The sequence below is a fragment of the Streptomyces sp. NPDC050704 genome, assembly GCF_040654355.1.
Classification (GTDB): Bacteria; Actinomycetota; Actinomycetes; order Streptomycetales; family Streptomycetaceae; genus Streptomyces.
In genome coordinates, this window is record NZ_JBFAHW010000028.1 from 56846 (window position 1) to 70741 (window position 13896).

Here is a 13896-nt window from a genome sequence, read left to right on the forward strand (position 1 = left end):
GGGGGTGTAGCCAGCTGGGCAGGGTGCGGGTTGATGCGGGCTGAGCGCGCCCACGCGGCGGAGCCGCAGGACGTCACAGCCCCGCGTGCGGTGTCGCGCCCTGTAAGGGGCGCGGGGAACTGCGCGATTAGCCCCCACCGGCCCACGGGTTCGGCACATTGCTGTCAGCGGAGCGCTCAGAGGGCTCCCGGCGGCGCTGTGGAGCCCCGGACCACCAGTTCCACCGGGATGTCCCCCTGCAGGGGTGCGCGGCCGTCCATGACGGCCAGGAGGGCTTCCATGCCGCGTTCGCCGAAGAGTTCGGCGTCGAGGCGTACGGTCGTCAGTTCCGGGTCGAGGGCTGTGGCGAGGGCCAGGTCGTCGAGGCCGGTGACGGAGAGGTCCTCGGGGATGCGCAGGCCCAGCCGGCGGGCCGCCTTGTAGGCGCCGGCCGCCAGTTTGTCGTCGTCGCAGACGAGTGCGGTGGGCCGGGGCCCTGGGGCGGCGAGGGCGGTCTCCGCGGCGGCCAGGGCGTCCTCGATGGAGATCGGGGCCCGGGTCGTGCGCAGGTCCGTGCCGGGGACCTCGGCCACGCGTTCGGCGAGTTCACGGGCGCGTACCTCGAAGGTCCAGGACGGGATGTCCGCCGCCAGGTGGAGGAAGCGGCGGTGTCCCAGACCCAGCAGGTGCTCCGCGACCTGTCGTACGCCGTCGCGGATGTCGAGGTTGACGGTCGCGGTGCCCGTGCCGCCCGCCGGGTCGCTGTCGAGCATGACGAGCGGCAGGTCGTCGCCGCGGATCGCGGTGAGGGCGTCGGAGGCCATCGAGGAGGCGATCACGCCGTCCAGGGCGGCCCGCGCGGAGGCGAAGGGGTCGCGGGCGGGACCGATGCCCTCGGGTGACGGGTAGAGGACCACTCCGAAGCCGTGCTCGGCGGCCACTCTGGCCGCGCCGGTGTAGACGCCGGCGAAGAACTCGGTGGTGAGCGCCGGCACCACGAGGAGCACGGTGCGGGTGCGGCCGAGGCGCAGGTTGCGGGCTGCGAGGTTCGGCCGGTAGCCGAGTTCCCGTGCGGCCTCCCGTACGCGCTCGGCGGTCCGTTCGGAGACCCGGCCGCGCCATTTGTCGCCCAGCACCAGGGAGACGGCCGCCTGGGAGACCCCCGCGGCCTGGGCGACGTCACGGCTCGTGGGGCGGGGGCTGCCTGCTGCCACCGGCGACCTGTCTTTCTCTGGACTCTCGGACAGCGCACATGGTACGTATGACGCGGGACGTTATACGTAACACTTGCGATGCCTACGACGCTTCGGGCGGGAAACCCGAGGTGTCTCGGAGGCGAGAGAGGCGGGGCACAGCCGTGGGTTACCTGGAGATCCTCAGGACGAGGCACGCCGCGCGGCTGCTGGCCGGCACCCTGGTGGGCCGGCTGCCGAACGCCACCGCCGCCATCGCCATCGTGTTCTTCGTCCGCGCGGAGGGCGGCACCTACAGCCTCGCCGGAGCGCTCGCCGCGGTCTACGGCGTGGCCAACGCCGCGGGGCAGCCGCTGCTTGGCCGCCTGGTGGACCTCTACGGGCAGCCGCGGGTCCAGCTGCCCGCCGCGCTCGTCTCGGCCCTCGGTATGGGCGTCTTCGCCTTCACCGGCACCGAGCCGCTGCCGCTCGCCTACGTCCTCGTAGCCGTCGCGGGACTCTTCACGCCGCCCTTGGAGGGCGGTCTGCGGGCGCTGTGGCCCGTCGTCCTCCGTAAGGAGGGCCAGGTGCACACGGCGTACGCGATGGACGCCGTCGCGCAGGAAATCATGTTCACCGTGGGCCCGTTGCTCGTCACCCTGTGCGTGTCGGTGTGGTCCGCGCAGGCCGCGCTGATCCTCCTGAACATCATCGGTGTCCTGGGTGCGCTCTCCGTGGTCGTCTCGTCGCCCTCGCGCGCGTGGCGTTCGTCGCCGCGCGAGGCGCACTGGCTCGGCGCGTTGCGCTCGCCGGGACTCGTCGCCCTGCTCGGCGTGTGCCTTTTTGTCGGTATCGCCCTCGGATCCATCACGGTCGCGGGTATCTCGTACGCGGACGACCACGGCGGCGACGCGACGTACGGCTGGCTGATGGCGGCGATCGGTCTTGGCGCGCTCGTCGGCGGCACGGTGTACGGGGCGCGGCAGTGGAGCGGTGCGCCGGAGCGGCGACTGCGCGTGCTCGTCGCACTTCTGGCGGTGTGTTATCTGCCGCTGATGCTCGTGCCGGACGCGGTCGCCATGACGGCGCTCGTGGCGCTCGCCGGGGTGTTCCTCGCGCCCTGTCTCGCCTGTTCGTTCCTCATCGTGGACCGGCACGCGCCGAGGGGCACGGTCACCGAGGCGTTCTCCTGGCTTGTGACGACGTTCACAGTGGGGATGTCCGTCGGAACGGGCCTCGCGGGGCCGGTCGTCGAGTGGGGCGGAGCCGCCCGGGGCTTCGCCGTGCCGGGCGTGGCGGGCGGTGTCGCGCTGCTTGTTCTGCTGGCCACGGGGCGGGTCCTCGCAGCTACCGGCGGCGGTGCGGTGGTTGAGGGAAGTTCGGAAAATGATCGAAACGGTGCCACCGAACCCCGTTTCAGCACAGGCCATCAGGCGTAATGTTCAGTCATGGACCGCCGCATTTTCGGGCTGGAGAACGAGTACGGCGTCACGTGTACGTTCAGGGGACAGCGACGCCTGTCTCCCGACGAGGTGGCGCGGTACCTCTTCCGCCGTGTCGTGTCATGGGGCCGAAGCAGCAACGTCTTTCTGCGAAACGGTGCCCGCCTCTATCTCGACGTGGGATCACATCCGGAATACGCCACTCCTGAATGTGACAACGTGACGGAACTCGTCACCCACGACAAGGCCGGCGAGCGCATTCTGGAAGGACTCCTGGTAGACGCCGAACGACGCCTGCACGAGGAAGGAATCGCGGGCGACGTCTACCTCTTCAAGAACAACACCGACTCGGCGGGCAACTCCTACGGCTGCCACGAGAACTATCTGGTGGCCCGCCACGGGGAGTTCTCCCGGCTCGCGGACATCCTCATCCCCTTCCTCGTCACCAGGCAGCTCCTCTGCGGCGCCGGCAAGGTGCTGCAGACCCCGCGAGGCGCGGTGTACTGCGTCAGCCAGCGGGCCGAACACATCTGGGAGGGCGTCTCCTCGGCGACGACCCGCTCCCGGCCGATCATCAACACCAGGGACGAGCCGCACGCGGACGCCGAGCGCTACCGCAGGCTGCATGTCATCGTCGGCGACTCGAACATGTCCGAGACGACCATGCTCCTCAAGGTCGGTGCCACCGACCTCGTGCTGCGCATGATCGAGGCGGGCACGGTGATGCGCGACCTGACCCTGGAGAACCCGATCCGGGCCATCCGCGAGGTCAGCCACGACCTCACGGGCCGCCGCAAGGTGCGGCTGGCCAGCGGCCGTGAGGCCTCGGCGCTGGAGGTGCAGCGCGAGTACTACGAGAAGGCCGTGGACTTCGTCGACCGCCGCGGCATCCGCACCGGCACCGTCGAGCAGGTCCTCGAACTGTGGGGCCGCGTGCTCGACTCGATCGAGGCGGAGGATCTCGACCGGATCGGCACCGAAATCGACTGGGTGATGAAGTACCAGCTCATCGAGCGGTACCGCGCCAAGCACAACATGACGATGTCGAACCCGCGCGTCGCGCAGATAGACCTCGCCTACCACGACATCCACCGTCGCCGAGGTCTCTACTACCTGCTCGAGAAGAAGGGCCAAGCGGCCCGGATCTGCAACGACTTGAAGATCTTCGAGGGCAAGTCCGTGCCGCCGCAGACCACTCGGGCCCGGTTGCGCGGTGACTTCATCCGGCGCGCGCAGGAACAGCGCCGCGATTTCACCGTCGACTGGGTCCATCTGAAGCTCAACGACCAGGCGCAGCGCACCGTGCTGTGCAAGGACCCGTTCCGTTCCGTCGACGACCGGGTGGAGAAGCTCATCGCCGGAATGTGAGTCGGCGGGCCGGCCCGGTCTCGGGTCGGTCGGCCAGGACGCCCGATGCCCGATGCCCGGAGGTGCTTCTGCCTCCGGGCATCGGGCATTCTCGGTGTTCCGCTCGCTGTCCGCGAACTCGGCCTCCTGACGGGTCCGCCCGCGGGCGCTGCGTGTCCAGGATTCGCCCCGGCCGGAAAACCGGCCGTGGCGTCGGCGTGTCCTGAGTCGATCCGTACTTGGTGCGTGTGCGTCGTAGAGTGGCCGGCAATGCCCCCCACCCCCGACCCCCAGTTGGACTGATGAACTACAACGTGAAACGACGTGTCGCGGCGTTCCTGGCCGTTCCCGCCCTGTTGTTGACCGCCGCGTGCGGATCGGACGACGAGAGCAACGGCGATGCGGCGGCCGGAGTCGCCGAGGTCAAGGGGAAGTTCGGGGCCAAGCCCGAGATCTCCGTGCCGAAGGACGGGGAACCGTCCGCCAAGACCGAGACCAAGACGGTCCTGGAGGGCAGCGGATCCGCCGTCAAGGCCTCCGACTTCGTCCGGCTGGACTGGACCGTCGAGAAGTGGGGCGGCGCCGAGGCTCTGGGCGGTACCTGGGCGGCGCCCGCCGACGGCAAGACGCCCCGGCGGCAGTCGGTGGACCAGATCGGCAAGCAGAGCCAGCAGCTGCCCGCCAAGGTCCTGGACGCCGTGAAGGGGAAGAAGCCGGGCAGCCGCACGCTGGTGCAGGGCACCGCGGGCGAGCTGATCGGCCAGGGGCTGAACACGTCCTCCGGCATCGCCGCGAAGGACGTGCTCGTCTGGGTCGTCGACGCCGTCGGCGCCGCGACCGTCGATGCCAAGGCGGAGGCCAAGGGGGAGCAGGCGGCCTCCGAGAAGGGCCTGCCCACGGTGAAGGCCCCGTCGCAGAAGGCCGCGACCATCACCATCCCCGAGAACACCAAGGCCCCCAAGGACCTGAAGCAGCAGGTGCTGATCAAGGGCAGCGGCAAGAAGGTCGAGGCCGGCCAGGGGCTCATCGCCCAGTACACCGGCGTCAAGTGGGAGGACGGCAAGAAGTTCGACTCCTCCTGGGACCACGGTGGCGCCACCGCCTTCCAGATCGGCACCGGTTCCGTGGTCGTCGGCTGGGACCAGGGCCTCGTCGGCAAGAACGTGGGCGACCGGGTCCTGCTGGTGATCCCGCCCGCTCTCGGCTACGGCGCCAGCCCCGACAGCGAGCTGGCGAAGAACACGCTGGTCTTCGTGGTGGACATCCTCGGCGCGGCATGACCGCGGTGTCTGTGAGAATGTCCGGGGTGCAGACCATGCAACAAGGAGTGATGAAGTGAGCATCGAGAAGCCCGAGATCGACTTCCCCGGTGGCGAGCCCCCGGCGGACCTCGAGATCAAGGACATCTGGGAGGGCGACGGAGAGGTCGCCAAGGCGGGCGACAGCGTCTCCGTCCACTACGTCGGTGTGGCCTTCTCCACCGGCGAGGAGTTCGACTCGTCCTGGAACCGCGGTACGCCGCTCAAGTTCCAGCTGGGTGTCGGCCAGGTCATCTCGGGCTGGGACCAGGGCGTGCAGGGCATGAAGGTCGGCGGCCGTCGGCAGCTGATCATCCCCGCGCACCTCGCCTACGGCGACCGCGGCGCCGGCGGTCGTATCGGCCCGGGCGAGACGCTGATCTTCGTCTGCGACCTGGTCTCGGTCTGATTCATCGAACGAGAGGGCCACGTCACGTCCGGTCCTCGTCCGCCGTGTGATCGCGGTTCGACCGAACCCGATCACCTGGGGCCCATGCCTGTCCGGGCATGGGCCCTCGGCTTTTGCCACGACACCCCGGGGCGGTACGGTCATCGGTCGGAAGCACCATATGGGAAGGGCATCGATGGCCATTGCCAAGGCAGAGCGGCTGATGAACCTGGCGCTGTGTCTGCTCGGGACCCGGCGGCCGCTCAGCAAGCGCGAGCTCCGTGAGTCCATCGAGGCCTATCTGGAGGCGAGCTCGGACGATTCCTTCAACCGGATGTTCGAGCGCGACAAGGACGATCTGCGCGAACTCGGCCTGGTCATCGAGACGGTGGAGAACCTCGACGGCGAGGTCGGGTACCTGGCCCGCCGTGACAGCAACCGGCTGCCGCCCATCACCCTCGACGCCGAGGAGGCCGCCGCACTGGGCCTCGCCGCCAAGGTCTGGCAGCAGGCCCGCCTCGCGGGCGCGGCGAGCGGCGCCCTGCAGAAGCTGCGCGCCGCGGGCCTGCCCGAGGACGTCGACCCGTACGAGTCCCATGGTGCGCTGGAACCCCGGATTCCCGTGCACGAGGCCGCCTTCGAGCCGCTGATGCTCGCCTGCCGCGACCGCCGCCCGGTCTCCTTCGACTACCGCAAGGCGACCGCGGCCCGTCCCGAGCCGCGCCATGTCGAGCCGTGGGCCCTGGAGTGCTGGCGCGGCCACTGGTACCTCGCCGGCTGGGACCGCGACCGCCAGGCCGAGCGGGTCTTCCGGTTGTCCCGGATCACCGGCAAGGTCCGTACCCGCAGCGGAAAGTACTCGGTCGAGGTACCCGACGTCGTCACCGTGCGCGAGACCGTCGCGAGCTGGGCGGGGGACATCGCCGACCGCTCCGCGCTGATCCGGCTGCGGTCGGGCTCGGGCTATCCGCTGCGCGCGAAGGCCGCCTCGGTACGGGAACTCGGTGACGGGTGGGACGAGTTGGAGATTCCGTACGGGCACGGCCTGGACGCCTGGCTCGTCGAGTTCGGGCCCGACGTGGTGGTCCTGGAACCCGCCGAGCTGCGGGCCGACGTCGTGGACCGGCTACGCGCTGTGGCCAAGGGCTGAGGGGAACGTAGGAAAGTGGCAGGAAAACCGGCCAAGCCCACGAACGCGATCGACCAGACCCGGCGGATGCTCTCCCTGGTGACGTATCTGCGCGAGCGTCCCGGCGCGCGCGTCGAGGACGTCGCCCGGGCCTTCGGGATCACCGAGGACGAGCTGATCTCCGACCTCGACGTGCTGCCGCTGTGCGGAACCAGCTTCCGGGGCGGCGATCTGCTCGACATCGACACCGACGGCGACCGGATCTGGTGGCGCAACCCGGGCGCCCTCGCCGCTGAGGCGGCCGAGCCGCTGCGGATCGCCGCCGACGAGGCGACCGCGCTGCTGGTGGCCGCGCGGGCCGTGTCCACCCTGCCCGGGCTGCGCGAGAGCGACCGCCAGGCGCTGCTGCGGGCCACCGCGAAGGTGGAGGCCGCCTCGGGCGAGGCGGCGGGCGCCAGCGCCCGGCTGTCGGTCACCTTCGAGTCCGAGGGCGGGGTCTTCGCCGACGTCGACCGGGCGATCTCCGAGCGGCGCCGACTGTGGATCCGCTACTACTCACCTTCGCGGGACGAGCTCACCGAGCGCGAGATCGACCCGATCCGCCTGGTCAGCGTCGGGCACACGTACGTGGAGGCGTGGTGCCGCCGCTCCGAGGCACGGCGCACCTTCCGGCTCGACCGGGTCGCCGAGATCAAGATCCTCGACGAACCGTCCGCGCCGCCCGAGGTCGAACTGCGGGACCTCTCGGAGGGGCTCGTGCAGCCCGCCGCGGAGGACCCCGAGGTGGTCGTGGAGGTCGGCCCCGGCGGGCGCTGGGTCGCCGAGTACTACCCGCACGACAGCGCCGACGAGCTGCCGGACGGCGGACTGCGCATCTCCCTGCGCGCCCCCGACCCGGCCTCGCTGCGCCGCCTCGCGCTGCGGCTGGGACGGGACGGCCGGATCGTCTCGCCGCCGGAGGTGGCGGACAGCGCCCGGCAGGCGGCCCGTGAGGCGCTCACGGCTTACGACGGGCCGCAGGGCGTGTACGACCCGCAGGACCGGCCGCAGGGCGTCCCTGGAGCGCCTCTGGGAGGCGGACTCGGCTCTCCGCCCGGCGGTGACGGCGGAGCGGAGCGTCCGGACGACGGGCCGCACGGAGTTCATGACGGGCTGTACGACAGGCAGGAGCAGGGTCTTTGAGCGGGTCGTCGATGGCTGGGACGAGTGAGATGTCCGTGGAATCCGCCTTCGCCGGGATGACGAGAGTGGATCCCGTGGTGTTCAAGGCCGCGTGCCCCGACTGCCGGGCCGGCTTCGAGCTCACCGCGAGCGCCCTGCGGCTGGTCGTCGGCGCCACACATCGGACCACTTTCTACTCTTTCACCTGCCCGGAGTGCGCTGCGGCGGTGCGCAAGCCGGCCGGGGAGCGCATCGTCGAGCTCCTCACCGGCGGAGGGGTGCGGGCCCTGCGTCTGCACTCGGCGGTCTAGGGGCTAGGGTCGGCACATGTTCTGGCCGATGCTCGCGATCGCTGTGGGTTTCCTGGGAATCGCCGTCCTCGGCGTGCTCGCCGTCCGGGTCTTCCTGGAGGCCGAGCGGCTGGGCAGGCAAGTGACCGAATCCGCGCGCCGGATCAACCGCGCGGCCGACGACCTGGAGCGGGCGTCCATGAGTGCGGCCCGCTCCGCGGACGCCCTCTGAGGGGCCCTGGCTGTGCGCTTTGAGTCACTCTGACCTGTCAACTTCGCAGGATGGCCAGGTACGCTGCTGGGCGCGGCCCGGAGAATGAGGCGCGGGTCGCAAACTGGGAGTACGCACAGGGATTGCCTCGCGTTTACCCCTGAGCGTTACGATCGCTGTCAGCACGATCCTCGGACAGACGTCCGACCGGTCGGGCAGCAACCCAAACCACGCCGCCTCGGTGAGAAGGTAAAAGCTTATGTTCGGAAGGCTCGGCGCTCCCGAGATCATTCTCATCCTCGTCGTCATCATCCTGCTGTTCGGCGCGAAGAAGCTTCCGGACATGGCTCGCTCGCTGGGCAAGTCCGCCCGCATCCTCAAGAGCGAGGCCAAGGCGATGAAGACCGAGGGCAAGGACGACAGCGCCGCCGCGGCCGCTCCGCCGCACGACGACCAGCAGCCCCCGGTGCAGCGCACCATCCAGGCCGCGCCCGGTGACGTGACCAGCTCCCGCCCGGTCAGTGAGCCGACGGACACGACCAAGCGCTGACGCAGGGCCGGTGACCTCCGGCCCCCTGCACGAGATGGGAACGTGGGTTGCTCAAGTCTGCCCGCAAGAGCGAAGAGAAGGATCCCGAGGGGCGGATGCCCCTCGTGGAGCACCTTCGTGAGCTCCGCAACCGGCTCGCGAAGGCTCTGCTGGCCATTGTCGCGATCACGGTCGTCGCTGCCTTCTTCTACAACGACATCATCAACTTCTTCACCGAGCCGGTGCTCAAATCGGTCGGCTGTTCGGAGTCCTTCGAGGAGCTGGCGAAGCAGTCCCGGGACACCGACCCCTGCGCGCAGATCACCATCAACGGTCTGATCGCGCCCTTCACTCTGGCGCTGAAGGTGTCCCTCATGGCGGGCGTCGTCTTCGCCTCGCCGGTCTGGCTCTACCAGCTCTGGGCCTTCGTCGCGCCCGGTCTGCACCGGAGTGAGAAGAAGTACGCCTACGCGTTCGTCGCGACGGGTGTCCCGCTCTTCCTCGGTGGCGGCTACTTCGCCTACGCGGTGCTCCCCACCACCGCGAAGGTCCTGATCGAGTTCACGCCGTTCGGTGTCGACAACCTGCTGCCGCTGGACGACCTGCTGGACCTCGTCACGCGCATGGTGCTCGTCTTCGGCCTCTCCTTCGAGCTGCCGCTGCTCCTGGTGATGCTCAACATGACCGGGGTGATCACCGGCAAGCGCATGGCCGGCTGGTGGCGCGGCATGATCATGGGCATCACGGTGTTCGCCGCGGTCGCCACGCCCAGCACGGACCCGCTGACGATGATGGCGCTCGCCGGGCCGATCTGGATCCTGTACTTCGCGGCCACCGGCTTCTCGCTGCTGAACGACCGCCGCAGGGCTCGTCGCGAGGCCGAGGGTCCGGACGACGACGAGGCCTCCGAACTCGACCTCACGCCCGAGGACATCGGCGAGATCGAGTCCGTGTCGGCCACCCGGGCGCTGCCCGCGCAGGCGGACACCGACCGTGAACGGCAACCGGACCGGGTCAACGGTTACGACGACGTCACCTGACGGCGCCGGGCGACCTTGTAGGGTCCGGCCGTGACCAGCGAGATCACCCTTTTCGTCAACCCCACCGCGGGACGCGGCCGGGGCGCCCGCGCGGCGCAGCCGGCCGCTTCGGCGTTGCGGGCCGCCGGATTCTCCGTACGCACGGTCCTCGGGGAGAACGCCGAGGACGCCCTCACGCGCGCGTGTGCCGCCGTCGAGGGCGGCACGGGTGCTCTGGTGGCCGTCGGCGGCGACGGCATGGCGAACCTGGCGCTCCAGGCCGTCGCCGGGACCCGCACACCGCTCGGCCTGGTCGCCGTCGGCACCGGGAACGACTTCGCCCGGGCACTGGGACTGCCCGTACGCGATCCGGCGGCCGCGGGGCGGGTGATCGGCGAGGCGCTCAAGGGCGCCCGGCTGCGCGACATCGACCTGGGGCGGGTGGGCGGCACCTGGTTCGGCACGGTCCTCGCCTCCGGCTTCGACTCCCGCGTCAACGACCGCGGCAATCGCATGCGGTGGCCCAGCGGCCGCTTCAAGTACGACCTCGCCATGCTCGCCGAACTCGCTGCGTTCAAGCCGTTCCCGTACCGGATCACCCTGGACGACGGCGAGGTCCGGGAGATCGGGGCGACGCTCGTGGCCGTCGGCAACGGGCCCTCGTACGGCGGCGGCATGAAGATCTGCGCGGGCGCGGATCTCACCGACGGGCTCTTCGACGTCACCGTGGTCGGGGACTGCACCCGCAGGTCACTGCTCCGGGTCTTTCCCCAGGTCTACAAAGGGACCCATCTCGACCACCCCACGATCACCGTCCACCGCGCCGCGAAGATCGAACTCTTCGCGGAGGGAGTTACTGGGTATGCGGACGGAGAGCCGCTCGGGCCGCTGCCGCTGACCGCCGAATGCATACGGGGCGCGGTGCGGGTCGCCGGTCCCTGAGCGCTGTCCACGATCCTGCGGTATGCGCCCCTGAGCTGGGCGGATTCCGGATCCACCGGCTCCGATCGGATAATGATCGTCCTGTTGTCAGTGGCGGCCGGTAGTCTCGAAAGCACGATGACAGAGGATCTCTCACCGGCCGAGCGGTACGCGGCAGCACGCAAGCGGGCTGTCGAGCAGGCCACCGCGCTCGCGGACTTCCGCGAGATGTACGACTTCGGTCTCGACCCCTTCCAGATCGAGTCCTGCCAGGCGCTCGAGGCGGGCAAGGGTGTGCTGGTGGCGGCGCCCACCGGGTCGGGCAAGACGATCGTCGGCGAGTTCGCCGTCCACCTCGCCCTCCAGCAGGGCAAGAAGTGCTTCTACACGACGCCCATCAAGGCACTCTCGAACCAGAAGTACGCCGATCTGTGCCGGCGTTACGGCGCGGACAAGGTGGGCCTGCTCACCGGCGACAACAGCGTCAACTCCGAAGCACCGGTGGTCGTGATGACCACCGAGGTGTTGCGCAACATGCTGTACGCGGGCTCGCAGACGCTCCTGGGACTCGGGTACGTCGTCATGGACGAGGTGCACTACCTCTCGGACCGCTTCCGCGGCGCCGTCTGGGAGGAAGTGATCATCCACCTCCCGGAGTCGGTGACCCTGGTGTCGCTGTCGGCGACGGTGTCGAACGCGGAGGAGTTCGGCGACTGGCTGGACACCGTGCGCGGCGACACGGAGGTGATCGTCTCCGAGCACCGGCCCGTGCCGCTGTTCCAGCACGTGCTCGCCGGGCGCCGGATGTACGACCTCTTCGAGGAGGGCGAGGGCCACAAGAAGGCCGTCAACCCCGACCTCTCGCGCCTGGCGCGCATGGAGGCCAGCCGTCCGTCGTACCAGGACCGCAGACGGGGCCGCGCCATGCGCGACGCCGACCGCGAGCGTGAGCGGCGGCAGAGATCACGGGTGTGGACGCCGGGGCGGCCCGAGGTCATCGAGCGGCTCGACGCCGAAGGGCTGCTGCCCGCCATCACGTTCATCTTCAGCCGCGCGGCCTGCGAGGCCGCCGTCCAGCAGTGCATGTTCGCGGGCCTGCGGCTGAACGACGAGGAGTCCCGGGAGAAGGTGCGTGCCCTAGTAGAGGAGCGCACGGCCTCCATCCCGACCGAGGACCTCCACGTCCTGGGCTACTACGAGTTCCTGGAAGGCCTGGAGCGCGGCATCGCGGCCCACCACGCGGGCATGCTGCCGACGTTCAAGGAAGTCGTCGAGGAACTCTTCGTACGCGGCCTGGTCAAGGCCGTGTTCGCCACCGAGACCCTCGCGCTCGGTATCAACATGCCCGCCCGCTCGGTGGTGTTGGAGAAGCTCGTCAAGTGGAACGGCGAGCAGCACGCCGACATCACCCCCGGCGAGTACACCCAGCTCACGGGCCGGGCCGGCCGCCGCGGCATCGATGTCGAGGGCCACGCCGTGGTGTTGTGGCAGCGCGGCATCGATCCCGACCACCTGGCGGGACTCGCCGGCACGCGCACGTACCCGCTGCGCTCCAGCTTCAAGCCGTCGTACAACATGGCGGTGAACCTCGTCGAGCAGTTCGGGCGGCACCGCTCGCGCGAACTCCTCGAAACGTCCTTCGCGCAGTTCCAGGCCGACAAGTCGGTCGTCGGGATCTCCCGGCAGGTGCAGCGCAACGAGGAGGGTCTGGAAGGCTACAAGGAGTCCATGACCTGCCACCTGGGGGACTTCGAGGAGTACGCGCGCCTGCGTCGCGAACTCAAGGACCGCGAGACCGAGCTGGCCAAGCAGGGCGCGTCGCAGCGGCGGGCCGAGGCGGCCGTCGCGCTGGAGAAGCTCAAGCCGGGCGACATCATCCACGTCCCGACCGGCAAGTTCGCGGGTCTCGCGCTGGTCCTCGACCCGGGGCTGCCCGCGGGGCGGTCCAACGGACATCGCGGGTTCGAGCACCACGACGGCCCGCGCCCGCTCGTGCTCACCGCCGAGCGGCAGGTCAAGCGACTCGCGTCGATCGACTTCCCGGTGCCCGTCGAGGCCCTGGACCGGATGCGCATCCCGAAGTCCTTCAACGCGCGCTCGCCGCAGTCGCGCCGCGACCTCGCCTCGGCACTGCGCACCAAGGCCGGGCACGTCGTGCCCGACCGGCACCGCAAGCGGCGGGCCGAGGCCGCTGACGACCGCGAGATCGCCCGGCTGCGCACGGCGATCCGGGCGCACCCCTGCCATGGGTGCAACGACCGGGAGGACCACGCCCGTTGGGCCGAGCGCTACCACCGGCTGCGACGCGACACCGCGCAGTTGGAAGGCCGTATCGAGGGTCGGACGAACACCATCGCCCGCACCTTCGACCGCATCGTCGCGCTCCTGACCGATCTGGACTATCTGCGCGCCGACGAGGTCACCGAGCACGGCAAGCGGCTCGCCCGGCTGTACGGCGAGATGGACCTGCTGTCGAGCGAGTGCCTGCGCGAAGGAGTCTGGGAGGGCCTCGGACCGGCCGAACTGGCCGCGTGCGTCTCGGCGTTGGTGTACGAGTCCAGGGCCGCCGACGACGCGATGGCGCCGAAGCTGCCGTCGGGCAAGGCGAAGGCCGCACTCGGCGAGATGGTCCGCATCTGGGGCCGGCTCGACGCCCTGGAGGAGGACTTCCGCATCACCCAGACCGAGGGCGTCGGACAGCGCGAGCCCGACCTGGGCTTCGCCTGGGCCGCGTACGAGTGGGCCTCCGGCAAGGGGCTCGACGAGGTCCTGCGGGAGGCCGAGATGCCCGCCGGTGACTTCGTGCGCTGGTGCAAGCAGGTCATCGACGTACTGGGGCAGATCTCGGCGGCGGCGCCGGTCGCCGGGGCGCCGAGTTCGACGGTGGCGAAGAACGCGCGCAAGGCAGTCGACCAGCTGCTGCGCGGGGTGGTCGCGTACAGCTCGGTCGGCTGACGGGCACGACTGATGGGCACGCCTGACCGGCGTGCCTGACGAGAGTGCCCGGGCG

Annotated in this window: 13 protein-coding genes; 12 read left to right on the plus strand and 1 reads right to left on the minus strand. The window is 70.1% G+C overall.

Annotation, left to right across the window (positions count from 1 at the left end):
- Nucleotides 1–176: 176 nt before the first annotated feature.
- Nucleotides 177–1193 carry a LacI family DNA-binding transcriptional regulator gene (locus AB0I18_RS18525; RefSeq protein ID WP_363106562.1) on the minus strand — a complete coding sequence of 339 codons (1017 nt, stop codon included), beginning with the start codon at nt 1191–1193 and terminating at the stop codon, nt 177–179.
- A gap of 143 nt (nt 1194–1336) precedes the next feature.
- Between AB0I18_RS18525 and AB0I18_RS18530 the strand changes: the two genes are divergently transcribed.
- The 12 genes from AB0I18_RS18530 (at nt 1337) to AB0I18_RS18585 (ending at nt 13841) form a co-directional block, all read left to right on the plus strand.
- Nucleotides 1337–2590, plus strand: a complete 1254-nt coding sequence (locus tag AB0I18_RS18530; RefSeq protein ID WP_363106563.1) for an MFS transporter — start codon at nt 1337–1339, stop codon at nt 2588–2590.
- Nucleotides 2591–2599: 9 nt separating this feature from the next.
- Nucleotides 2600–3961, plus strand: coding sequence for a Pup--protein ligase (pafA, locus tag AB0I18_RS18535; protein ID WP_363106564.1), 1362 nt, complete (start codon nt 2600–2602; stop codon nt 3959–3961).
- Nucleotides 3962–4242: 281 nt separating this feature from the next.
- The gene (locus AB0I18_RS18540; RefSeq protein WP_363106565.1) at nt 4243–5220 is read left to right on the plus strand and encodes an FKBP-type peptidyl-prolyl cis-trans isomerase; all 978 of its coding nucleotides are present in this window, start codon (nt 4243–4245) and stop codon (nt 5218–5220) included.
- A gap of 55 nt (nt 5221–5275) precedes the next feature.
- Nucleotides 5276–5647, plus strand: coding sequence for an FKBP-type peptidyl-prolyl cis-trans isomerase (locus AB0I18_RS18545; protein WP_363106566.1), 372 nt, complete (start codon nt 5276–5278; stop codon nt 5645–5647).
- A gap of 175 nt (nt 5648–5822) precedes the next feature.
- Nucleotides 5823–6776 carry a WYL domain-containing protein gene (locus AB0I18_RS18550; protein WP_363106567.1) on the plus strand — a complete coding sequence of 318 codons (954 nt, stop codon included), beginning with the start codon at nt 5823–5825 and terminating at the stop codon, nt 6774–6776.
- A gap of 15 nt (nt 6777–6791) precedes the next feature.
- Nucleotides 6792–7937, plus strand: a complete 1146-nt coding sequence (locus AB0I18_RS18555; protein WP_363106568.1) for a WYL domain-containing protein — start codon at nt 6792–6794, stop codon at nt 7935–7937.
- A gap of 29 nt (nt 7938–7966) precedes the next feature.
- A complete protein-coding gene (locus AB0I18_RS18560) occupies nt 7967–8227 on the plus strand; it encodes a hypothetical protein (protein WP_363106569.1) in 261 nt (86 codons plus the stop codon).
- Nucleotides 8228–8243: 16 nt separating this feature from the next.
- The gene (locus AB0I18_RS18565) at nt 8244–8438 is read left to right on the plus strand and encodes a hypothetical protein (RefSeq protein WP_363106570.1); all 195 of its coding nucleotides are present in this window, start codon (nt 8244–8246) and stop codon (nt 8436–8438) included.
- Nucleotides 8439–8676: 238 nt separating this feature from the next.
- Nucleotides 8677–8967: a Sec-independent protein translocase subunit TatA gene (tatA, locus tag AB0I18_RS18570; protein ID WP_363106571.1), complete on the plus strand. Its 291-nt coding sequence runs from the start codon at nt 8677–8679 to the stop codon at nt 8965–8967.
- Nucleotides 8968–9014: 47 nt separating this feature from the next.
- Entirely contained in the window at nt 9015–9986 is a 972-nt protein-coding gene (tatC, locus tag AB0I18_RS18575; RefSeq protein ID WP_363106572.1) for a twin-arginine translocase subunit TatC, read from the plus strand.
- Nucleotides 9987–10016: 30 nt separating this feature from the next.
- Nucleotides 10017–10907 carry a diacylglycerol kinase gene (locus tag AB0I18_RS18580; protein ID WP_363106573.1) on the plus strand — a complete coding sequence of 297 codons (891 nt, stop codon included), beginning with the start codon at nt 10017–10019 and terminating at the stop codon, nt 10905–10907.
- A 72-nt stretch (nt 10908–10979) separates the two neighbouring features.
- A complete protein-coding gene (locus tag AB0I18_RS18585) occupies nt 10980–13841 on the plus strand; it encodes a DEAD/DEAH box helicase (RefSeq protein WP_363106574.1) in 2862 nt (953 codons plus the stop codon).
- Nucleotides 13842–13896 lie beyond the last annotated feature (55 nt).

Bases quoted from the DNA above. Each gene is read 5' to 3' on its own strand.
- pafA (WP_363106564.1), top strand. From the start codon at position 2,600: ATGGACCGCCGCATTTTCGGGCTGGAGAACGAGTACGGCGTCACGTGT.
- AB0I18_RS18540 (WP_363106565.1), top strand. From the start codon at position 4,243: ATGAACTACAACGTGAAACGACGTGTCGCGGCGTTCCTGGCCGTTCCC.
- AB0I18_RS18550 (WP_363106567.1), top strand. From the start codon at position 5,823: ATGGCCATTGCCAAGGCAGAGCGGCTGATGAACCTGGCGCTGTGTCTG.
- AB0I18_RS18560 (WP_363106569.1), top strand. From the start codon at position 7,967: ATGTCCGTGGAATCCGCCTTCGCCGGGATGACGAGAGTGGATCCCGTG.
- AB0I18_RS18565 (WP_363106570.1), top strand. From the start codon at position 8,244: ATGTTCTGGCCGATGCTCGCGATCGCTGTGGGTTTCCTGGGAATCGCC.
- tatA (WP_363106571.1), top strand. From the start codon at position 8,677: ATGTTCGGAAGGCTCGGCGCTCCCGAGATCATTCTCATCCTCGTCGTC.
- AB0I18_RS18585 (WP_363106574.1), top strand. From the start codon at position 10,980: ATGATCGTCCTGTTGTCAGTGGCGGCCGGTAGTCTCGAAAGCACGATG.